The sequence below is a fragment of the Acinetobacter sp. DMC2 genome, assembly GCF_056314305.1.
In genome coordinates this window covers 149,349-170,337 of record NZ_JBQUYP010000003.1, presented here as the reverse complement: position 1 = coordinate 170,337, position 20,989 = coordinate 149,349, and the positions used below count along the sequence as shown (strand labels likewise).

Sequence of the window (20,989 nt, the reverse complement as noted above, 5' to 3'; positions counted from 1 at the left end):
GTTTAGTTAACAGTAGTAACCGTCCAAAAAACCTATGTTAAAGTCTTTGGCATTTTCTTCCACTTTTCTGTCCTAAAAACACATGTTGATCTATTCTTATAGCTCACTATAATTTTATTAAAATAATGATTGATCATTTAAATATGGATGCACTAAGTAAATTTTTTGATGATATTCACCTGAATAAGTCTGAATACATCTATTTAAAAGCGCAAGGAGAATGGGCTTTTAAAACACAAGATCAATCTGCTCTACTTGCTTATATTGTTTTAACTGGTTCTGTATATATTCAACTTAACACTTCAGAAAAAATAACTGCGACTGCTGGCGATATTATTTTAATTCCTTCGGGGAAAGCACATAGTGCGACTGACTCAAAATCAACAGCGAGTAAGTTGGTAGATTCTTTAGATATAACGTCGCTTTTTAATGGTCATAGACAAGATGCCATCGAATTTGGTACTTCATCTCCAAATAATACATTATTGCTATCTTTACGCTGCCAAATCGATACTCATATGGCTGGGCCACTCATTAATGCCCTGCCGTCCATCATGCATATTCAGCATGAAAATCAAACCACTCCACCCGAATGGCTACAAATTGGGCTTTATTTTCTAGCAATTGAAACTCAAAAAATCAGGCCAGGTCACGACAAAATTATTGATCATCTAGTCAGTATTTTGCTCATTGAATGCATTCGTGATCATATTCAACAAATGACAGATCAACAAAACTGGTTAAGTGCTTTAACTCATCCTGAACTAAGCAATGCACTATCTGCTATTCATAGCCAGCCAGAAGTTACATGGACAGTTGAATCTTTAGCTGAACAATGTTGTATGTCACGTTCTAAATTTGCAAATTTGTTTAGCAGTATTATTGGTGAACCACCTCTAACTTATTTACAGCATTATCGTTTCCGTTTAGCCAGTCAGTATTTACGCACAAGTAATTTATCAATTCAGCAAATATCAAATAAGGTTGGCTATTCATCCGAAACAGCATTTAGTCAGGCATTTAAGCGAATTTTTGATTTATCTCCTAAACAATATAGACAGCAATATATTGGGCACAGCTTAGATTAACTGCCAATAAAAAAAGCGCCGAGGCGCTTTTTTTATTGAATCAAATTATTATTTAATTTTCGCATGTGATTTTAAATATTGACTGTAATCTTCCAATATTTGTTGACCACGTGACTGACGATAAAGTTGCTTTAACTGCTGTAACTGATCAGCAGGGATAGCATTCGCAGCCGATGAATTTACATTTGAAACTGCAACAACAACTAGCTCATTTGGTAAATTTGCTGTCGTAACAGACCACATACCTGGCTTAGGTGTAGCTGCACTAAATGCTGCACGCTCAATTTCACGCTTTAATCCTTGTGAACGACTAAATACGCCAGCCGATTCAAATGCTACTTTATTCTTAGCAACTACTTGATCTGCCGGTTGAGTTTTAAATTCAGCTAGCATTGTAGCAATTTTAGCTTGAACAGCTTTACGTGCTTTTTCATCGATAACTTTTGCTTTCGCTTCATTCATCGCCTGTGCTAAAGGTTTTACACCAGCAGCATGATAATCACGTACTTTAACCCATACCGTATCACCATTCGCTAGCTGAATATTAGATGATGCATTACGGTCACCATTTTTCACGTCATCATTAAACAATTTAATTTTAACGCTTGGATCACTTAAATATGGATTTTGTGTAGCTAAAGTTACGCCATTTAATGATTCAACTTTTGTACCTTTTACTTCTTGTACAACTGCTTCTAAAGAATCATTACCAACAATCGTTTCATTTAAACTGTTTACAGTATCTGAATAAACAGTCGCAACTTTATTCTTTTCAACCTCAGCAGTTAAACGTGCCTTCTCAGCTTCGAATGAAGGAATTTGATTAGCTTGAGTTTCTGCCTCAATAATATGATAGCCATATTGAGTTTTTACTGGTTGAGAAATCTGTCCATTTTTCAAGCTCACTACAGTTTTATCAAATGCATCGGAAAAAACCCCTGGTGCATATGCTTCAACTAAACCACCTTTTGCTTTCGAACTTGGATCTTCAGAGAACTGAGATGCAGCTTGTGCAAATGTAAGACCGCCTTGAATTTTCGCATATACTTCTTTAGCAAGTTTTTGAGCTGCTGCATCATCACGAGCATCTGTAGTAATTAAAATATGCTTCACAGTACGTTTAGCATCTTTTTTCTGAGTTTCAACAAACTTGCTATACGCTTGTTGAAGTTCAGCTTCAGTTGCAGGAGCTGGTTTAGCCATTAGTGATGGCGACACAACCACATAATCCACATCAACAGAAGATTGTTGTTTAAACTCATTTTGGTGTTTGTTGTAATAATCTGTAGCTTCTTGATTAGAGGCAGTTAAACCAGTTTTATAACCATCTAATTTAATACTAGCCAAATGTAACGTACGTTGTTCAGTTTGCAAATTCGCAATTTGCATTAAATCAACTTTACTTACTAAAGAGTAATCAGAAAAAGTTGACGTTAGCATTTTTAAAGCATGATCTTGACGAAGACTAGCAATTAAGCCCTGACTTGTCATACCAATAGAACGTAAGTAATTTTCATAGAGTTTTTGCGAGAACTGTCCATTCTCTTGCAAACTAGGCTGTTGAGCTAACATTTGCTCAATTTGAGTATCACTAAGTGAGATACCTAATTTTTCAGCTTGTTGAATTAGTAAATTACGCGACACTAAAATATCGAGTGCCTTAGCCTGAATAACAGGCAAATTAAGTAGACTCTCATCGCCTTTAACAGCAGCTAAATATTGTTCTTTGTAAGACTGAGTTAAAGTTTCAAGGTCTTTTTTAGATATTTCTTGGCCATTTACTGTTTTTGCAACATCAGCCTTATTTCCCCTATTAAAATATCCTTCAATACCTACAAGTGCTAAAGGGGTCAAAAACAAAATTAGAAGGACTTTGCCGAGCCAACCCTTAATGACTGTACGAAACGATTCCATAAGTATTCCAATATTTTATTTCGAGGAGAATTTTAACTGAAAAACCACAATCAATGAATGAGCAATATTGGTCAATTCAGATTTTTAATAAAAAACGCGCCTATATTGGCGCGTTTAATCATCTTAAAAGATTAAGCTACTGAATCTTTAAGACCTTTACCAGCTTTGAAGCTAGGTACTTTTGTTGCTTTAATTTGAAGCTCTTCACCAGTTTTAGGGTTACGACCAGTGCGTGCAGCACGTTCTTTAACACTGAAAGTACCAAAACCAACTAAAGTTACTGTGTCACCTTTTTTAAGTGCTTCAGTAATTGACGCAATTGTCGCATCGAGTGCCTTGCCTGCATCAGTCTTAGATACTCCCCCTTTTTCAGCAATTGCATCGATTAATTCTGATTTATTCATGAATAAAACATCCTCTTAATATCGTTTGTTTAAGGTCCAAGGCTATAGTTTAAAAGGCCATGACGCCTTTATAGCAATGCTTTGGGGGAAAACGCAATACTAGAGCAGGGCTTTTAGCGAAAATAAATGCTAAAAAACTGTTATATATTTGCTAAATCCCAACATTTTTTACTTTTTATTCAATTTTTCTTTCAATTGCTGGTTTTCTTCTATTAAAGCATCCACCTTAATATGAAGCTGTACCAAGAGCTGTTCAATGTGCTGTAAATCCTTCGGAGTGACCAATCCAATCCGGTTTAAAGAATGGTTCACACTGGTATCAAGAATTTTCTCTACTTTATCTTTTGTTTCAGATACAGATTCTTTTGCTTTTTCTGTGACTTTGCCTACAGTGTTATCTGCTAAGTCTCCAGTTTTTGACTCTAGTTCTTCACCGACTTTGACTAAGGAATCAAAGAGTTTGTTGCCCTCTTCTTCTGCGCGTGAAAAAGCTCCTAGTCCAGCTAGCCAAATTTGCTTGGTATACTTTCTAAAATCCAAAGCTGACTTTCTTGAACCTCTTGATTTTAATTTATTTTTTTCTTCTGACTCTTCTGTCTGCGTATCTATATTTGCATTATCCATTAATCTAAACTCCTAATCAGATGAGAGAGATGATGACTGATTTGACCACAAAATATTTCTATAATATCAAAGTAAAGACTTGATCCATTTACAAAACTGTTCTACAAAGCAATTAAGTCATGTAAATATATTTAACACGACATTGTGTTAAGTTTGGGATAGGATGTCCCATTCTTCGGTTAACTGCTATTTGTAAGGATAAACTTTTATGAGTGAAACGCAACAAAGACAAAAACATCCCCGTCTGTTGCTGAATATCGTTCTAATTATTTTAGAAACTTTCTTTTCATTTATTCTCACCCACGATGGTGTTCTTCGCTTGCAAGCGAAAAAGTTTATTTCAAACAAAACGACTATTCGTATCAATAGCTACCTACCTTTTTTTGACTTTTATGTTCAATTTACAGAAAAGGGTTTGTTGTTCGATATCCATTCTTTTGACCGACGTATTGATCTTGAAATCAATAGTACACTTATCGATTTAATTAAGATTTTCGCTTTTTCAAACCAGCGCAGTCTTAAAAATATGCGCATTGATGGTAATGAAGAAACTAAAAAAGAGTTATTAGACTTAATTTCACACCTTACTCTGCCTAAACTTTTAGCAGACTGGAAGCAATGGTTTAATACACCTGATGATGAAGCTGAAGCCCTTGCTTCACGCAAAAGAATTGCCCCATTGCTTGAAAAAATTGATCAACAACGATCAGAAATCAATTCACTTCATGTGGAAATTAAACAATATCAAAATCGAATTACTCGCTTACAGCAGCGTCAACGTAATATTAACCTCTCCTTTGGTATAATTAGCCTGATATTTATTGTTTATTTCATATATAATTTATGGGTTGCTTAAATTATTTTTCCATTTTGTTCCTGCACTTGAATTAAAAATAAAAAAACTTGACTATTTTAGTCGGGATTCATAAAATCCTATTATCTAGTCTTAACATGTGTATCGAATCATGCGCCTTACAACTCGCGGTCGCTACGCAGTGACTGCTCTACTTGATTTAGCTTTGCAGCCAACTGAACAAACGATCACGCTCGCCGAAATTGCAGCTCGCCAATCCATTTCAGTTGCTTATTTAGAACAGTTATTCGCAAAACTTAAGCGTCATGGGTTAGTTTCTAGTGTTCGTGGTGCAAATGGTGGTTATCATTTGGCTCGAAATGCTGATGAAATTACTGTGTTAGAAATTATTGAAGCTGTAAATGAAACTGTTGATGCAACTCGTTGCGACCATAAAGGTAACTGCCAAAATGGTGCAATGTGTCTCACACACGATTTATGGCAAGAACTCTCTCATCATATTGCCGACTATTTAGCAAAAATCTCTCTTGCCGACCTCATTAGCCGAGACAACGTTCAAACTGTTGCATTACGCCAAAATGTGACTGGCATAGATTCAGCTCTTTTATCGGGTACAGGTATTTGATATGAAACGTCCAATTTATCTTGATTACGCAGCAACCACTCCAGTAGATCCGCAAGTTGCAGAACGTATGATGGAGTGTTTAACTTTCGACGGTACCTTTGGTAATGCTGCATCTCGTTCCCACGCTTATGGCTGGCAGGCAGAAGAGAAAGTTGAATATGCACGTGAGCAAGTTGCAAATTTAATTAAAGCTGATCCACGTGAAATCGTTTGGACTTCTGGTGCAACTGAATCAGATAACCTTGCTCTAAAAGGTGTAGCGCAGTTTTATGCATCTAAAGGCAAGCATATCATTACAAGTAAAATTGAACACAAAGCTGTTCTAGATCCTTGTCGTGAATTAGAAGACCAAGGTTTTGAAATTACTTATTTAGAACCAGAACCACAAACTGGTTTAATTACCCCTGAAATGGTAAAAGCTGCCCTTCGTCCTGATACTGTTCTTGTTTCTCTTATGATGGTAAATAACGAAATCGGTACAGTTACAGATGTAGCAGCAATTGGTGAATTAACACGTGCCAATAAAACCTTCTTTCATGTAGATGCTGCTCAAGCTGCTGGTAAAGTTGAAATTGACCTATCTACTATGAAAATTGACCTAATGAGTTTCTCAGCTCATAAAATTTATGGTCCAAAAGGTATCGGTGCATTATATGTACGTCGTAGCCCACGTGTTCGTTTGAAAGCACAAATTCATGGCGGTGGTCATGAACGTGGTATGCGTTCTGGTACTTTAGCGACTCATCAAATTGTAGGTATGGGTGAAGCTTTTGAAATTGCTGGCAAAACAATGCAAGCAGAACAAGAGCGTATTCGCAAGCTTCGCGACAAGCTTTGGAATGGTTTACAAGATCTTGAACAAGTTTTCTTAAATGGCCATCCAACTCAAAACGTTGCTAACTATTTAAATGTCAGCTTTAACTTTGTTGAAGGTGAATCTTTAATGATGTCGCTCAAAGATGCTGCAGTATCAAGTGGTTCTGCTTGTACTTCTGCAACCTTAGAGCCTTCATACGTTCTTCGCGCATTAGGTTTATCTGATGAGCTAGCACACAGCTCTATCCGCTTCAGTTTTGGTAAATACACAACTGAAGAAGATATTGACCATGTGCTTACAATTACCAAAGCCGCTGTTGAGAAATTACGTGAACTTTCTCCGCTTTGGGATATGTACAAAGAAGGTATCGATCTTTCTACAGTTGAATGGGCTGAACACTAATTCATTGAAATTAGTGTTTTTACCCTCATATTAATATTAGGCTGACCCCGAGGTTTGGAGAAGCGAAATGGCTTATAGCGAAAAGGTAATTGATCATTACGAAAACCCTCGTAATGTTGGTGTTTTAGACAAAAACTCTGAAAATGTAGGTACAGGCATGGTGGGTGCACCAGCATGTGGCGACGTGATGCGTTTACAAATACAAGTAAACGATAGCGGTGTAATTGAAGAAGCACGCTTTAAAACTTATGGCTGTGGTTCAGCAATTGCTTCTAGCTCACTTGTAACTGAGTGGTTAAAAGGTAAAACTCTTGATGAAGCTCAAGCAATCAAGAATATTGATATCGCAACTGAGCTTGCTCTTCCACCAGTAAAAGTTCACTGCTCTGTACTAGCTGAAGATGCGATTAAAGCTGCGATTGAAGATTACCGCACTAAAAAATCAAAAGCTTAATTTGTTATTACTGTAAACGTTGGAGTTTTCATGATTCATTTAACTGAAAATGCTGCGACTCATATTAGCAATTACCTCAAGAATAGAGGTAAGGGTGAAGGCATTCGCGTGGGTGTGAAAACTTCTGGCTGTTCTGGGTTGGCTTACGTTCTTGAATTTGTTGATTCTGTCGACGAACATGACGAAGTTTTCGAACAATTTGGCGTTAAGGTATTTGTAGATCCAAAAAGTCATGTCTATTTAGAAGGCTTAGAAATGGACTACGTCAAAAATGGCCTTAATGAAGGGTTCGAATTTAACAACCCCAATAAAAAAGGTGAATGTGGTTGTGGTGAGTCTTTCACTGTATAACCCATCTCCTTCCATCTCTCATTAAAACAGTGTCTTATATAGCACTGTTTTAATGTATTTAATTAACGTGGACCTCCTTTCTAATGAATCATTTTGAGTTGTTCAATTTACCCGTAGAACTCGATATCGATTTGGCGAGCTTAAAATCTAGTTTCTTGAATTTGCAGCAGCAATATCATCCAGATAAAGCAGAAGATAAAAATCAGGCATTGATCAAATCAAGTGAAATCAATCAAGCTTTTAAAACATTATCGCAAGTAGATAGCCGCGCAGCTTATCTTTTAGCATTAAAAAAGCAAGATCATCACCTTGATCAATCTATTAGCGATTTTGAGTTCTTACAATCAGCTTTGGAACTTCGTGAGCAACTTGATGAAGCAACCTCCCCAGAACATCTAAGCACTCTTAAACAAGAAGTGTTTCAATGGATAGAAAGTTTAGTTCGCGAATTTAAAATTGATTACTCAGATGAAGACTGGGGTGAAGCTCGCGATACTGTACGTAAATTACGATTCTTTCAGCGCGTTCTTAATGATATTGAAAAAGCAGAAGATCAAATGTTGGATGACGAAGACAACTTTGATTTAGACGACGATTTTTAATTTTGCTTTTTCCAATTTATATTCAAGGGATTTAACTCATGGCACTTTTGCAAATTGCTGAACCGGGTCAATCCAGTGCCCCACATCAACACCGCATTGCGATTGGTATCGACCTAGGAACAACACACTCCTTAGTTGCGACAGTGTTATCAGGCAAGCCTAAAGTACTCAATGATGAAAAAGAAAGAAGACTCCTTCCTTCTATTGTGCACTATGGAAATGATGCAACTCACTACGGTGAAGAAGCAAAGCCTTTCCTTATTGCCGACCCGAAAAATACAATTGTTTCTGTAAAACGCTTTATGGGTCGTTCAAAAGCAGATATCAAATTTCAGCATCCATATGAATTAATGGGTTCTGAAAATGAGATGCCAGCTTTTGAAACACGTGCTGGTCGTAAAACCCCTGTTGAAATTTCTGCAGAAATTTTAAAACAATTAAAAGACCGTGCTGAAACTAGTCTACAAAATCCAGTAAATGGTGCAGTTATTACTGTTCCTGCCTATTTTGATGAAGCTCAGCGACAAGCAACTCGTGATGCAGCACAACTTGCTGGTTTGAATGTACTACGTTTATTAAATGAGCCAACCGCTGCTGCTGTGGCTTATGGTTTAGACCAAGAAACTAATTTAGCTACAGATCATAACTATGTAATTTATGATCTAGGTGGTGGTACTTTTGACGTATCAATCTTGCGTTTCTCACAAGGTGTCTTTGAAGTATTAGCTACAGGTGGCCACACTGCTCTAGGTGGTGACGATTTAGACCGTCTCATTGTTAAATGGGCTAAAAAGCAGTTAGATATTGATACTCTGAGCGATGAAGCATATGCAGCATTTATGGTTGCTGCTCGTCAAGCTAAAGAACAATTATCTACTCAAGAATCAGTTCAGTTAAAATTACTTGAAAATGTATTAACATTGGACCGTCCAACTTTTGAAAGTATTATTCAAGTTGCTTTAGATAAAACCATCAGTGTTTGTAAGCGTGTTTTACGTGATGCAAAACTTGAATTATCAGATATTCAAAATGTTGTTTTAGTGGGTGGCTCTACGCGTTCGTATGCTGTTCAACAAGCGGTTCGTAATGTATTTAATCAAGAACCTCTTTGCACGATCAACCCTGATGAAGTGGTTGCAATTGGTGCTTCGATTACTGCCAACCAATTAATTGGAAACAGTCAAGACGGTTCATTACTTTTAGACGTAACTCCTCTTTCACTTGGCTTAGAAACCATGGGTGGATTAGTAGAGCGCCTTATTTCACGTAATACTGCTATTCCTGTTGCTCGTCGTCAAGAATTCACAACTTATCAAGATGGCCAAACTGCCATGCTTATTCATGTGGTTCAAGGTGAACGAGATTTGGTAGAACATTGTCGTTCATTAGGAAAATTTGTCCTTCACGGCATTCCACCAATGACTGCTGGTCAAGCACGTATTGAAGTTACCTTTCAGGTAGATGCAGATGGTCTACTCACTGTTTCAGCTCGTGAAACAACTTCGGGTGTACAAGCTCAAATTGATATTAAACCATCTTATGGCTTATCAGAATCTGATACTGAGCGCTTATTAATTGAAGGTTTCCAACACGCGGAAGAAGATAAAAATCTACGCCATTTAAAAGAAACCAAAGTTGAAGCCCAACGTGAACTTGAAGCATTAGAACAAGCTCTCAAAGTTGATGCTGATTTACTTAATGATGAGCAGCTTGAAGCACTTAAAACTGCTGAAAATTTGCTAAAAGTTCAGCTTGAAGGCAACGATATTCAAGCAATTGAAAAAGCTGTAGAACAACTTAAAGTACATAGTGATGCTTTTGCCGCACTACGTATGAATCGACATATTGACCACGCCTTAAAAGGTACAAAACTTGAAGATTGGTCAAATTCAAACTAAAAGGTATAGGTGATCAATATGCCCCGTATTAAAGTACTTCCTCATGCTCAGTTTTGCCCTGAAGGCGCAGAATTTGAAGTTGAACAAAATGCAAATCTTTGTCAAAGTTTGCTTGATCGAGGAATTAAAATTGAACACGCTTGTGACATGTCGTGTGCATGTACAACTTGTCACGTAGTCGTTCGCAAGGGTTTTGACAGCCTAGAAGAAATGGATGATGTTGAAGCAGATCTTTTAGATCGCGCTTGGGGTCTTGAACCAGATTCTCGTCTCTCTTGCCAAGTGAAGATTGTTGATGAAGACTTAGAAATTGAGATTCCTAAATATACAATCAATCACGCATCCGAAAGCCATTAAAATAAAAAAAGCTGCTTTTAAAAGCAGCTTTTTTTTACTTCACGTTTTAAGCTTTAAACCTGATCTTGTTGATCAATTTCAATAGGCTTAACTTCATCTTCAAGTCTCAAACGTGCAATACCTTGAGTATTAATTAAAGTTTGTTGAACTTTAAGTCGTTGAATCATTTTCTCAAGTACTTCTACTAACTCAGGGTACTCATAGTTTTGTACTTCTTCTAAATTAAGGACTAAATGGAAGCCTTTATATTCATAGTCGAACCATTGCTGATGATCTGACTTATTCCCTGTATATTTCTCCATTACTTGCCATGTCTTCACAGCACCTTGAATACCTTTTAAGTAAATTGGTGTTTTTGGAGCACAAAGAAAATCACTTTTGATTAATTGATAAGTATCATCTGAAATTAAAATTTCATCTATTTCAGCAGCATATTGTAAACGAGCTGCTAAATTCACATCACGACCTACAATAGTATAAGCCATACGATGTGTTGCTCCATAATTCCCTACGTGGCAGTAACCAGTACTAATTCCCATGCGAATATGTAAGGCTGAGTAGCCCATTTTTTTCCAACGCTCACGCAGTAATTTCATTTGCTGACGCATAGCGATTGCCATTTCTACACAGGCTTTTGCATCTTGTTCTACACCCTGAGAATTCGGATCACCAAAAAATATGAGGATGGCATCCCCCATAAATTTGTCTACGGTAGCTTCATACTGCTTGGCAATTTCCGTCATATGGCTTAAATAGTCATTAAGCAAAAATGCCAAATCGTCAGGAATTAAAGTTTCTGATAATTCTGTAAAACCCTGAATATCAGAAAAAAATACAGTCATTTTTTTTCGTTTATATTCAATTTTTGCTTCCGCTTCACCGCGCATAATAGATTGCCACAACTGTAGTGGCGCATATCGGCTTAACTGATTAGCAAAAGCAATATAGCGGGTCATTTGGTCATAGTAATGTTGACGCTGCTGGGAGATTTTTTTAACCCAACGATGTTGGTAGTAATTTCCAATGGTAATAAACATGACCAAACCCAAGAGTGTAATTACCGTTAACTCTTGGCTAGTAGGTTCAAAATATGTATAAAAACCAAATAGGAAAAAAGTACTTAAATAAAAAATAATCGCGCCTAGCAGGCTCGTCAAACAAATAACTGCGAAAGAAATACGGCTATTAATTGCAGAATAAAATAATGCAAATACTGCAATAAATGTAGGGACTAAATTAAGATGCAGACCCGCTAAGGTAACTGCTACAACAATTGCATCAATTGCAAAAAAGACACTTTTTTGAGTTTTCTTATCAAATTGGTATTGAAGCCAATGTTCTAACTTTGAACTAATAAAAAGTAAAAAGAGAAAGAAAGGAGGAACGTAGATCTGATAATTTGTATTAGGTGAGGTAAAAGCATAGATCACTAAAATTAAGGACAGAATTGAATATCCCATCAAACGATGAAAATATGCAAACTGCTTAGGCTCTCTATCGATAAACCTCTCTAATTGCACCCTGTCCTCCATACCTCAATGTAGCCACATTCATATAAATGTGGCATTGCATTGATTTAATCCATGCGCCAATCAAAAGGCATATCACCTTGACCACGTAAAGCAAGCATAAGGGTTTGACGCATATGAGCCAGTACATCATTTGTGTATGGAACCGCAGGAGTTCCCCAAACTGGCTTTGGCCATGCAACATCATTTTGATAACGTACAACATGATGGAAATGCAACTGAGGTACCATGTTACCTAAAGCTGCAACATTCATTTTATCAGCACGGAATACTCGAGCTAGCTGGCTAGATAACCAACTTGATTCACGTAAAAACTGTTCTTGATCAGCTTGGCTCAATTCATATAATTCTGTGATTCCCGGTACACGAGGGATTAAAATCAACCACGGGAATTGCATATCATTCATTAAACGACATGTTGAAAGCGGAAAATCGCCGACAAAAAAAGTATCTTGAGCAAGTTGTGGATGCAAACTAAACATATCTTTTATAAATGACAATAAACAATAATGGCTAATACTATCACATCAGTTTTGATGTGAGTATTGCTAGTGGCTGGTTTGATTACAAATAACAATGATTTTATGCACTTATTCCTCCTGTGATCCGAAAAATCGTGCATAAAATTCTGATATCAGCTTTTAAAAAATTTGTATGGGATTAAAATCACTTTGAAACACTATTTAAGCATGTAATTCATTTAATAATTTAGCTAATAAATCATTAATAAATTGAATGCGTTTTTCCTGTTCTTCTAACTGAACCATAACTTTTAAACGCTGTCCGCCTTCCATACGATAATAGGTCGGATGCTTCTGCATCAGCTGAATGATGCTAATCGCTTGAACAGGTGTATCAGGTGAAAATTCAATATTACCACCTTGAGTATTAATATCGATTTTTGTGATACCCAGTTGCTCTGCTTTCAAGCGAATCTGATGGACCGTAAACAAATGTTTAACCGATTGCGGCGGAACCCCAAAACGATCAATAAGTTCCATACGGATATTATCAAGTTTTTCTTGTGTATCTGTATTACTAATACGTTTATAGAACAATAAACGCTGATGCACATCTCCTAAATACTCATCTGGAATCAGTGCCGGAATATGTAAATTAATTTCTGCAGTCAGCGATAAAGGTGCATCAAAATTCGGTGTTTTTCCTTGCTGAATCGCCTTAGTGGCTTTTTCAAGCATTTCCATATACAAGCTATATCCAATTGCCTGCATTGAACCGCTTTGTTGTTCACCTAAAAGCTCACCAGCACCGCGAATTTCTAAATCCTCTGTAGCTAACATAAAGCCAGCACCGAGTGTAGAAGCACGCTGGATTGCGTCCAAACGTTTTTCTGCATCACCTTTTAAGTGTTTTATAGAAGGAACTAACAAATAAGCATAAGCTTGGTGATGTGAACGCCCTACACGACCACGTAATTGATGTAATTGAGCCAAACCAAGTTTATCGGCCCTTTCTATCAAAATTGTGTTGGCATTTGGAACATCAATACCGGTTTCAATAATCGTTGAGCATACCAATACGTTAAACTCTTTGTGATAGAACTGCTGCATCACTTGTTCGAGCTCTCTTTCTCTCATTTGCCCATGTGCGACTGCCACACGAGCTTCAGGTACAAGAACGCGGATGTTTTCAGCGGCTCTTTCAATCGTATCGACCTCATTGTGTAGGAAATATACTTGGCCACCACGTAGCAACTCACGCAAAATCGCTTCTTTAACAGAGGCTTCTGTATGCTCTTGCACAAAGGTTTTAACAGCTAAACGACGGGCTGGTGGTGTAGCAATGATAGATAAATCACGCATTCCCGAGAAAGCCATATTTAAAGTTCGTGGGATTGGTGTTGCTGTAAGCGTCAACATGTCCACATCTGCCCGTAACGCTTTAATACGCTCTTTATCACGCACACCAAATCGATGCTCTTCATCGACTACCATTAGGCCCAAATCTTTAAATTGCACATTTTCTTGTAAAAGTTTATGTGTTCCAACCACAATATCGACTTTACCAGCAATTAAATCTTCAATATTTTTTGTATGGGTTTTACTTGAGCCAAAGCGTGATAGCACTTCTATACGCACAGGCCAATCAGCAAAACGATCTTTAAAAGATTCATAATGTTGTTGTGCAAGTAAAGTCGTAGGCACTAAAACAGCAACTTGCTTGCCATTTTGCACAGCAACAAACGCGGCTCGCATTGCCACTTCTGTTTTACCGAAACCAACATCACCACAAACAAGTCGATCCATAGGTTTAGCTTGTTGCATATCGTGAAGTGTTGCTTCAATAGCATTCGCCTGATCAAGTGTTTCCTCATAGGCAAATCCACTGGCAAATTGCATATAAAGCGATTGATCGAGTTCGAAACCAAAACCAGGTTTTGACTGACGACGTGCTTGTATATGTAATAATTCGGCTGCAACATCATGAATTTGTTCTAAAGCTTTACGTTTAGCTTTACTCCACGCATCACTTCCAATTTTATGAAGTGGCGCTAGATCGGGATCACCGCCACTATAGCGACTGATCAGATGCAAATTAGTCACAGGAACATAAACTTTTGCCCCTTCAGCATAATTGAGTTGCAAGAATTCATAATCTTGCCCTTCAATTGCTAAAGTAACTAATCCTGCATAACGTCCCACACCATGATCAATATGAACAACTGGGGCATCAATACTGAGTTCAGTCAAACTGCGAATTAAGAACTCTTCTGAAACTTCTTGCTGACGTTTACGACGACGCTGAACTACCCGATGTTCATATAACTGATTTTCTGAAATAACCGTTAATTGGTCTGTTAAAAGTAAGCCACGGTCGAGCGGTGCATTTGTAATAGCAATCGCAAACTGACTCGTTTGAAATTGTTCAAAACTGTCTACGCTAGGGATATCTCCTAGACTGGCACGCAAACCATCTCTTAGGCTTTCACGTCGGCCTGCACTTTCTGCAACCAATAAAACGGGATGATTTGCTTCATCAATATATTTTTTGACGACGGTAAACGGTTTTTCCTTTTTCGGATCGACTGCTAATTTTGGCGGCTGCTCAGCCTTAAGATTTAATGCGCCAGCTTTTTCTTCAACCAATTCGGCACTTACAAGCATACGCGGGAACTGGTTTAAAGCACTCAGCAAATGGTTTGGAGCAACAAATAATTCTTCAGGAGGAAGAATTGGCTGATCTACATTATGACGTCTGTCTTCGTAACGACGGAAAACTTCTTTCCAAAAATTAGTTAAATCGGTGTCTACATCATTAGTTGTAATTACAATGCAATTCTTTGGCAAGTACGTTGTAAGTGTACTTTGCGATTGCATTTGTGCTTTATCAAAAAATAATGGTAAGTAAAATTCAATTCCTGGTGAAGCAATTCCCTCTAAGACATCTTGATAAATCGGGTTTTTCTTAGGATTAGCAGTCGGAAAAAGTTCAGAATATCGATCTCTAAAAATTGAGCGAGCTTCTTTTAATGGGATTTCTTTTGCAGGTAAAACTGTAAAACTTTTTAAAGCTGTAGTCGTTCTTTGTGTTTCTGGATCAAAGAATTTTAATGTATCAATTTCATCATCAAACAGATCAATACGGATAGGTGCTTCTTGTCCTGACGCAAAAATATCCATAATACTGCCACGCACAGCAAACTCACCGTGGTCATAAACCGTATCTACCAAGTGATAACCAGCTTGTACCAAACGTAATTTTTGCTGTTCTAAATCAAATTTTTGCCCTACACGAATATCAAAATGTTCACCCAAAACCCATGAATATGGCGCAACTCTTTGAGCTAAAGTACTTGCTGAAAGGAGTAATACACCCTTCTGAGGCATATTAGATAAAATTGCGAGGCGTTCTGAAACAATATCTTGATGAGGTGACAAACGATCATACGGTAAGATTTCCCAATCAGGGAAAATTGTTGGTTTTATGCCATAAAATTCAAGTTCACTTTCTAATTGAGCTACATGCTGGTTATTTCTGGCAACCACAACAAGTAAAGACGAATGCTGAACAGCAATTTCTTTAAATAATAATGCAGCAGATGAACCTAATAACGACCCCACCCAACGCTTTTCACCGGCCTTGAGCTGTTGTAAATTCAATTGAGAGATTTCTTGTTGAAACATGTATATGGCTTTTATCAGCTAAGAAGATATAGGCCTAATAGTAGCATGATGTTTTTAGTGAATTGAGTTATTTTTTTGAAAATCAAACTACTAGTTAGCCCTACTTTTTATATTTTTTAATCAATTAACTATGATTATTTATCACGCAAAAACAAAACGTAATATTGATTTAATATTTGTATAATCGCTTTAAGCTGAAGTAGCTTTTCTTGTGTATTTCCTAATCTTTCTACATAGCGCTGGGTTGCGATTTCCAGATCAATTTTTTCACTAATTTGTGGAGTAATGAGGAATAACTTTTGAAGATTATCAAAATTTTGTAATTTACGATTTGAGAAATACTCAAGATGTTCTGACCATTTCTCATTAATTACCACATCGTTAATGATAGGTCCTCGTTCAGAATCAAATTTTAATTGATTCTCTTGTAAGTAAAGTTGTTCTGGCGTTTCTTTTGAGCCTTGAAAAAGCTGAGTTATCTTCTTAAACATTTCATCACATCATATTAATTTTAAATTTAAGTCATGGAAGTGATCTAATTACTTCCATGACTTAAGCCATCTAATTTAATGACTATTCATCGCCTAAATCATCAAGAAAATCGACAGTTGGTACAAAAAACAGAGTTCCAGACTGAGCAGTACTAAAGTCAAGCAACCGATCAAGATTACCATCCTCATTGCCTAAAAACATGTTTTCAAGCATTTGTCGGGTTGTACTAAATTTACGCGAGTAACCAATAAAGAATGTGCCATATTCATTTCTAGATGGATTTGAAAAAGGCATATTAGCTCGCATAATTTTAAGCTCATTGCCTTCTGCATCATGAGCTTTACTTACAACATTATGAGCAGTTAAAGGCTTTTCATCATCACCGAGTTCAACATCATTGAACTTTTTGCGCCCAATCACTTTTTCTTGCTCTTCATCGGTTAATGAACGCCATTTCTCCATGTCATGGGTATATTTTTGAATAAAAGCATAGCTTCCCCCGATAAAATCAGGATCTTCATTACCCACTAACGCCCACTGTGCTGCAATAACAGGTTCAGGGTTTTCAGTCCCATCAACAAAGCCAATAATTGCACGTCCGTCAAAATAACGAAAACCGTGAACTTCATCAATTGGATACGTTACTTTACCAAGCTGTTGATTAATTATATTGCCCAGCTCGTAGCATAAAGCCTGACGATCAGCACGAATATGAAAAAATAAATCACCCGGCGTTGAGACAGCCGTATATTTCGGGCCTCTAATTTCTTGAAATGGCTGTAACTCTTGAGGCTTCGCTTGCTCTGGGAATAAAATATCCCATGCATTTGAACTAAAACCCAACGTAGCATTAAATTTACTTTCTGGGTAACGATTAGACAGACTTCTGGTTAGCGCTGAAAAATTAGCAGCAAAATCTTTTACTTTTTCTATTACAGAATCACCTTGAGCCAGTCCTAATACAATAAATAATGCATTTTCACCAGGAGCGCTCGTTACAGGCTGAATTCTCATACATTCCATAAAATATGCCTTTTAGGTAATTAACCTTATTAATTTAGCATACTCATTTTCTTTTCATACATCTTGTAATGAAATCTGAGGTTGTAAAGAGTTTAAGTAAAGCGCCTTAAACTCTTACTAAAATAGATATTAATTAACACCCATATTGCTTCTTTAAATATTTTACGATTTGAGCCGACTCAAACATCTTCACTCCTGTATTTGGATCTACCAAATACGGCACCTGCATTTTACCTTGCATAATAGGCAAAATTTTTTCTCTTTTACCATCTTTTAAAGGTATATATTTACCTGGCTTTAAACGAAGTATGGCAGGTCCCATATCTTGCCATCTTTCTTTTGCCACATTATGCAAAATATATGGAAGCTCAAGTTCACAGAGTAAACTTCTTACGACTCTTGAATAAGGACTTGCCTCAAAGCTCCACAACTCAAGTTTTTGCTCAGGCGCAGCTCTATCAACAATTTTTTTATTTATCCAAACTCCACGAGCACCATTTAATATGGTCCCTGCAAATGCCACATACGGCATGTTCGGATAACTCGAAAATTTCTCAGGTGTCTTTCCACTCTTACCGTAGTGTTTAAATAAATGATGAATAATATCTTGTGATTCATATAGCTGATCACCAGTATTTTCATCAATTAAAAAAGGAAATTTTAATTTCCCGCCTTTTTCTTTTACAACTGAACGATACTTTGTTCCGCCTTTAGGACATGGATAAATTTCGACATCCAGATTCAAAAGTGTAATCACTTCACGAACGCGGCGGCAAAATGGTGAACCTTCAAATTCATATAGTTTCAAAGCTTTTACAGGTTGCTGAGGAAAAGCAGTGCCTGTTACGCCCCTACCACCTTCAGCAATTGCAGATACAACTGCTTGAAGTACTTTAATTTGATGAATCACCATCATGCGTTCCTTTATATTAGAGAATTAGACTAATTTTTCTTTTGCAATCACAATTCCATTATTATCAGCATAGATAAAATCACCTGATTGAATTGTGACACCACCAAAATACAAATTAATATCTACTTCACCAATGCCTTTACGATTACTTTTTTGCGGAATTGCAGCCAATGCATGTACGCCTAAATCCAAAGTTACAAGCGCATCTACATCTCGTACACAACCGTAAATCACGACACCATTCCAGTTATTTTTTACTGCTGATTCAGCAATCATGTCCCCCATGAGTGCGCAGCGCATAGAGGCACCGCCATCTACCACTAATACTTTATCTGTACCATCTGTTGCCAATAACTCTTTTACACGTGAGTTATCTTCAAAGCACTTTACTGTTACAACCTGTCCCCCAAAAGTTTTACGTGCACCATAGCTTTGAAAGAACTTTCCATCCATTGAGGGAATTACAACCTGCAAGTCTTTTTCAGGGTTATCATCTAATAAATCACATGTTACAAATGGCACTGTCGACACTTTTATTCTCCCTTATCGAGTTTTCTGTATGCTCAGATTATCATATCGCTTAAAGGCTTCAATTTGCGTTAGCGCCGCTACGACCATCGTATGAGCCAATTGCTCCGCAGTGACAGGCTTATATTTGAATGGTTTTTGTAATCTATTCTCAATAAATTTAAATAGACTTTGTCCTAAATCTTCAATAAATCGTACATCACTGCGTTTACCAATAAGTAAAGATGGTCTAAAGATAGATAATTTCTCGAGTTGTAGACTTTCAATATAATCTTCTAGTTGTCCTTTCACTTTATTATAAAAAATCGGTGAATTGGCATTTGCACCAAGTGCACTCACTAACAATAAATGAATATGTTTATCTTGTACCAAATCTGCCAAATGAGCATTAATTTCATAATCCACAGCGTAAAAGGCCTGTTTTGAGCCTGCATTTTTTAATGTTGTTCCCACACAGCTAAATGCATGAGTATGACCGTTCACATCTTCATCATTCAACATTAAGAAATCTTCTATAACCAGCTGATTAACTTTTTTATATGTATTAAGTAGTTGTGATTCTTTTCTTACCACAACAGTAATCGCTTCAAATTCTGGTGTTTGCTCAAGCTGTTCAACAAGAGCTAAACCGACAAGTCCTGTAGCACCTATCACAATTGCTTTTTTCGTACTTATAGTCATTTTTTATCCAACCCTCTTTAAGTTTGTATCAAATTTAACCTTTTCTTACGGTTTTAGCAGCCCCTAAAACCGCTTAAAATGCTCGCAAGGCTTGACTTCACGGTGTCTATTCATCACAATATGGCACTTGTTTACGGGCTGGTGATGGTTACACCAGTTTACTGGATTGACCACAGCCCGCCCAGACCAACTTATTTTCAAGGAGTGCAAGAGTGGCAAACTCTGCTCAAGCTAAAAAACGTGCGCGTCAAAACGTTACTGCACGTAAACACAACGCAAGCTTGCGTTCTATGGTTCGTACATACATCAAACGTACTTTAAGTGCAATTGCTGGTGGTGATCATGCTGTTGCTACAGAAGCTTACAAAAAAGCTGTTCCTGTAATCGACCGTATGGCTGATAAAGGCATCATCCACAAAAATAAAGCTGCTCGTCATAAGAGCCGTTTAAATGCTCAAGTTAAAGCGTTAGCTAACTAATTGAAGCATGTAAAAAAAGCCCTATTGGGCTTTTTTTATTACCTATCGTTTTTGAGCTTATAGCCCTGTGTTAAATTTGGCTACATTCAGCTCATAGGCCTTACCTCTCCAAATCCATTTTAATTTACAATTTGGAAACTCTTCACCTTCAAACCATACAAATAAGCCTTCCATCATTTCAGGCCAATCTTCTTTCTTAATTTTATTTTCACCAGAAATTACAGCAACAATCGCAGCAATAATAGTGTCATGACTGACAGCTAAACTAAGCCCACCTTGAGTTTTGGGATGAGTATGGTAAATAAGCTCTAGCACGTCTAAAACACCAGTAATGGGGTGTTTCATGCCGGGTAATGCATTATTAACAAAACTATTAATAAAACCCAAGGCGCCTTGTTTTTTAAAATAAGGAGCAGCTTGCTGTATATCTAGTACAAAGCTACCGGGTTCAACTAGTAGTCCTTGCTCAATAATTTCAATGGTATGCGTATTAGATTCGGGACTTACATCATCAGCCCCTTCAATCATGAGCGCAGCCGTATCGACACAACGTTGTATTGGACTTGAAATACAATGCTGGATAACACGATCTGTATTTTTAATTAAATAATTACCCCATGCCTGCGCAAGCTCACGCCCTTGAGGAGTAAGTTGGAGGTCATATCCTGCTAAACCCTGCCCGTCTACAAGTTCTCTTAGAGAATGGCGCGTAAATAAGGTCACGGGAGTTGAAGCATCGGGCAATAAATCAATTGCTTCAAACATACTTTTAGGCAATAAATCGAGTGCCATTGTTATCTTGTCATCTTTTTTCAATACTTTGCCACTATAACATGTCTGGCATAACTC

The 20,989-nt window shown here is 37.2% G+C and carries 22 protein-coding genes; 10 read left to right on the top strand and 12 right to left on the bottom strand.

The features are described 5' to 3' along the window. The first annotated feature begins 143 nt into the window (after positions 1-143). Positions 144-1,088, top strand: a complete 945-nt coding sequence (locus ACT53H_RS07610; protein WP_416202045.1) for an AraC family transcriptional regulator — start codon at positions 144-146, stop codon at positions 1,086-1,088. A 48-nt stretch (positions 1,089-1,136) separates the two neighbouring features. On the opposite strand, the gene ACT53H_RS07605 is transcribed toward ACT53H_RS07610, so the two are convergent. From ACT53H_RS07605 to ACT53H_RS07595, 3 genes are all read right to left on the bottom strand, one after another. Beyond that, positions 1,137-3,002, bottom strand: coding sequence for a SurA N-terminal domain-containing protein (locus ACT53H_RS07605; protein WP_312821836.1), 1,866 nt, complete (start codon positions 3,000-3,002; stop codon positions 1,137-1,139). Positions 3,003-3,133: 131 nt separating this feature from the next. Further along, positions 3,134-3,406, bottom strand: a complete 273-nt coding sequence (locus ACT53H_RS07600; protein ID WP_001043034.1) for an HU family DNA-binding protein — start codon at positions 3,404-3,406, stop codon at positions 3,134-3,136. 168 nt (positions 3,407-3,574) lie between these two features. Then, entirely contained in the window at positions 3,575-4,030 is a 456-nt protein-coding gene (locus ACT53H_RS07595; RefSeq protein ID WP_004792635.1) for a phasin family protein, read from the bottom strand. 208 nt (positions 4,031-4,238) lie between these two features. Here ACT53H_RS07595 and ACT53H_RS07590 point away from each other — a divergent pair, with 208 nt between their 5' ends. The 8 genes from ACT53H_RS07590 to fdx all read left to right on the top strand — a co-directional run bounded on the left by ACT53H_RS07590 (position 4,239) and on the right by fdx (position 10,350). Then, positions 4,239-4,886, top strand: a complete 648-nt coding sequence (locus tag ACT53H_RS07590) for a hypothetical protein (RefSeq protein WP_476008957.1) — start codon at positions 4,239-4,241, stop codon at positions 4,884-4,886. 109 nt (positions 4,887-4,995) lie between these two features. Beyond that, positions 4,996-5,469, top strand: a complete 474-nt coding sequence (locus ACT53H_RS07585) for an Rrf2 family transcriptional regulator (RefSeq protein ID WP_004792640.1) — start codon at positions 4,996-4,998, stop codon at positions 5,467-5,469. A gap of 1 nt (position 5,470) precedes the next feature. Continuing rightward, positions 5,471-6,688, top strand: coding sequence for an IscS subfamily cysteine desulfurase (locus ACT53H_RS07580; RefSeq protein ID WP_004792644.1), 1,218 nt, complete (start codon positions 5,471-5,473; stop codon positions 6,686-6,688). 67 nt (positions 6,689-6,755) lie between these two features. Continuing rightward, positions 6,756-7,142, top strand: a complete 387-nt coding sequence (gene iscU / locus ACT53H_RS07575; protein ID WP_004792646.1) for a Fe-S cluster assembly scaffold IscU — start codon at positions 6,756-6,758, stop codon at positions 7,140-7,142. 30 nt (positions 7,143-7,172) lie between these two features. Then, on the top strand, positions 7,173-7,493 hold the full coding sequence (gene iscA / locus ACT53H_RS07570; protein WP_004792648.1) for an iron-sulfur cluster assembly protein IscA: 321 nt from the start codon (positions 7,173-7,175) through the stop codon (positions 7,491-7,493). Between the two features lie 83 nt (positions 7,494-7,576). Beyond that, on the top strand, positions 7,577-8,095 hold the full coding sequence (gene hscB / locus ACT53H_RS07565; protein ID WP_005304822.1) for a Fe-S protein assembly co-chaperone HscB: 519 nt from the start codon (positions 7,577-7,579) through the stop codon (positions 8,093-8,095). Between the two features lie 38 nt (positions 8,096-8,133). After that, entirely contained in the window at positions 8,134-9,993 is a 1,860-nt protein-coding gene (gene hscA, locus ACT53H_RS07560) for a Fe-S protein assembly chaperone HscA (RefSeq protein WP_476008956.1), read from the top strand. An 18-nt stretch (positions 9,994-10,011) separates the two neighbouring features. After that, positions 10,012-10,350 (top strand): ISC system 2Fe-2S type ferredoxin, encoded by a 339-nt coding sequence (gene fdx / locus ACT53H_RS07555; RefSeq protein WP_004792653.1) that lies wholly within the window; start codon positions 10,012-10,014, stop codon positions 10,348-10,350. A 53-nt stretch (positions 10,351-10,403) separates the two neighbouring features. Here the strand turns inward: fdx and ACT53H_RS07550 are convergent, their stop codons facing one another. From ACT53H_RS07550 to ACT53H_RS07515, 8 genes are all read right to left on the bottom strand, one after another. Further along, positions 10,404-11,870, bottom strand: coding sequence for an adenylate/guanylate cyclase domain-containing protein (locus ACT53H_RS07550; RefSeq protein ID WP_023274248.1), 1,467 nt, complete (start codon positions 11,868-11,870; stop codon positions 10,404-10,406). Between the two features lie 56 nt (positions 11,871-11,926). After that, a complete protein-coding gene (locus ACT53H_RS07545) occupies positions 11,927-12,361 on the bottom strand; it encodes an HIT domain-containing protein (protein ID WP_004792657.1) in 435 nt (144 codons plus the stop codon). A gap of 201 nt (positions 12,362-12,562) precedes the next feature. Beyond that, entirely contained in the window at positions 12,563-16,024 is a 3,462-nt protein-coding gene (gene mfd, locus ACT53H_RS07540) for a transcription-repair coupling factor (protein WP_476008955.1), read from the bottom strand. Positions 16,025-16,158: 134 nt separating this feature from the next. Next, positions 16,159-16,515 carry a hypothetical protein gene (locus ACT53H_RS07535; RefSeq protein WP_476008954.1) on the bottom strand — a complete coding sequence of 119 codons (357 nt, stop codon included), beginning with the start codon at positions 16,513-16,515 and terminating at the stop codon, positions 16,159-16,161. 82 nt (positions 16,516-16,597) lie between these two features. Next, complete coding sequence (locus ACT53H_RS07530; protein WP_312821935.1) at positions 16,598-17,530, bottom strand: Dyp-type peroxidase; 933 nt, start codon at positions 17,528-17,530, stop codon at positions 16,598-16,600. A gap of 142 nt (positions 17,531-17,672) precedes the next feature. Further along, positions 17,673-18,455 carry a glutathione S-transferase N-terminal domain-containing protein gene (locus ACT53H_RS07525; RefSeq protein WP_224971715.1) on the bottom strand — a complete coding sequence of 261 codons (783 nt, stop codon included), beginning with the start codon at positions 18,453-18,455 and terminating at the stop codon, positions 17,673-17,675. Between the two features lie 21 nt (positions 18,456-18,476). Beyond that, positions 18,477-18,983 (bottom strand): ribonuclease E activity regulator RraA, encoded by a 507-nt coding sequence (gene rraA / locus ACT53H_RS07520; RefSeq protein WP_476008952.1) that lies wholly within the window; start codon positions 18,981-18,983, stop codon positions 18,477-18,479. Between the two features lie 12 nt (positions 18,984-18,995). Then, positions 18,996-19,661, bottom strand: coding sequence for an NAD(P)H-binding protein (locus tag ACT53H_RS07515; RefSeq protein ID WP_151962711.1), 666 nt, complete (start codon positions 19,659-19,661; stop codon positions 18,996-18,998). Between the two features lie 212 nt (positions 19,662-19,873). On the opposite strand from ACT53H_RS07515, the gene rpsT reads away from it, so the two are divergent. Then, a complete protein-coding gene (rpsT, locus tag ACT53H_RS07510) occupies positions 19,874-20,140 on the top strand; it encodes a 30S ribosomal protein S20 (protein WP_004792670.1) in 267 nt (88 codons plus the stop codon). Positions 20,141-20,197: 57 nt separating this feature from the next. Here rpsT and ACT53H_RS07505 read toward each other — a convergent pair whose 3' ends face one another. Then, on the bottom strand, positions 20,198-20,932 hold the full coding sequence (locus ACT53H_RS07505; protein WP_151962710.1) for a histidine phosphatase family protein: 735 nt from the start codon (positions 20,930-20,932) through the stop codon (positions 20,198-20,200). Positions 20,933-20,989 lie beyond the last annotated feature (57 nt).

Bases quoted from the DNA above. Each gene is read 5' to 3' on its own strand.
- ACT53H_RS07610 (WP_416202045.1), top strand. From the start codon at position 144: ATGGATGCACTAAGTAAATTTTTTGATGATATTCACCTGAATAAGTCT.
- ACT53H_RS07605 (WP_312821836.1), bottom strand. From the start codon at position 3,002: ATGGAATCGTTTCGTACAGTCATTAAGGGTTGGCTCGGCAAAGTCCTT.
- ACT53H_RS07600 (WP_001043034.1), bottom strand. From the start codon at position 3,406: ATGAATAAATCAGAATTAATCGATGCAATTGCTGAAAAAGGGGGAGTA.
- ACT53H_RS07595 (WP_004792635.1), bottom strand. From the start codon at position 4,030: ATGGATAATGCAAATATAGATACGCAGACAGAAGAGTCAGAAGAAAAA.
- ACT53H_RS07590 (WP_476008957.1), top strand. From the start codon at position 4,239: ATGAGTGAAACGCAACAAAGACAAAAACATCCCCGTCTGTTGCTGAAT.
- ACT53H_RS07585 (WP_004792640.1), top strand. From the start codon at position 4,996: ATGCGCCTTACAACTCGCGGTCGCTACGCAGTGACTGCTCTACTTGAT.
- ACT53H_RS07580 (WP_004792644.1), top strand. From the start codon at position 5,471: ATGAAACGTCCAATTTATCTTGATTACGCAGCAACCACTCCAGTAGAT.
- iscU (WP_004792646.1), top strand. From the start codon at position 6,756: ATGGCTTATAGCGAAAAGGTAATTGATCATTACGAAAACCCTCGTAAT.
- iscA (WP_004792648.1), top strand. From the start codon at position 7,173: ATGATTCATTTAACTGAAAATGCTGCGACTCATATTAGCAATTACCTC.
- hscB (WP_005304822.1), top strand. From the start codon at position 7,577: ATGAATCATTTTGAGTTGTTCAATTTACCCGTAGAACTCGATATCGAT.
- hscA (WP_476008956.1), top strand. From the start codon at position 8,134: ATGGCACTTTTGCAAATTGCTGAACCGGGTCAATCCAGTGCCCCACAT.
- fdx (WP_004792653.1), top strand. From the start codon at position 10,012: ATGCCCCGTATTAAAGTACTTCCTCATGCTCAGTTTTGCCCTGAAGGC.
- ACT53H_RS07545 (WP_004792657.1), bottom strand. From the start codon at position 12,361: ATGTTTAGTTTGCATCCACAACTTGCTCAAGATACTTTTTTTGTCGGC.
- mfd (WP_476008955.1), bottom strand. From the start codon at position 16,024: ATGTTTCAACAAGAAATCTCTCAATTGAATTTACAACAGCTCAAGGCC.
- ACT53H_RS07535 (WP_476008954.1), bottom strand. From the start codon at position 16,515: ATGTTTAAGAAGATAACTCAGCTTTTTCAAGGCTCAAAAGAAACGCCA.
- ACT53H_RS07530 (WP_312821935.1), bottom strand. From the start codon at position 17,530: ATGAGAATTCAGCCTGTAACGAGCGCTCCTGGTGAAAATGCATTATTT.
- ACT53H_RS07525 (WP_224971715.1), bottom strand. From the start codon at position 18,455: ATGATGGTGATTCATCAAATTAAAGTACTTCAAGCAGTTGTATCTGCA.
- ACT53H_RS07515 (WP_151962711.1), bottom strand. From the start codon at position 19,661: ATGACTATAAGTACGAAAAAAGCAATTGTGATAGGTGCTACAGGACTT.
- ACT53H_RS07505 (WP_151962710.1), bottom strand. From the start codon at position 20,932: ATGGCACTCGATTTATTGCCTAAAAGTATGTTTGAAGCAATTGATTTA.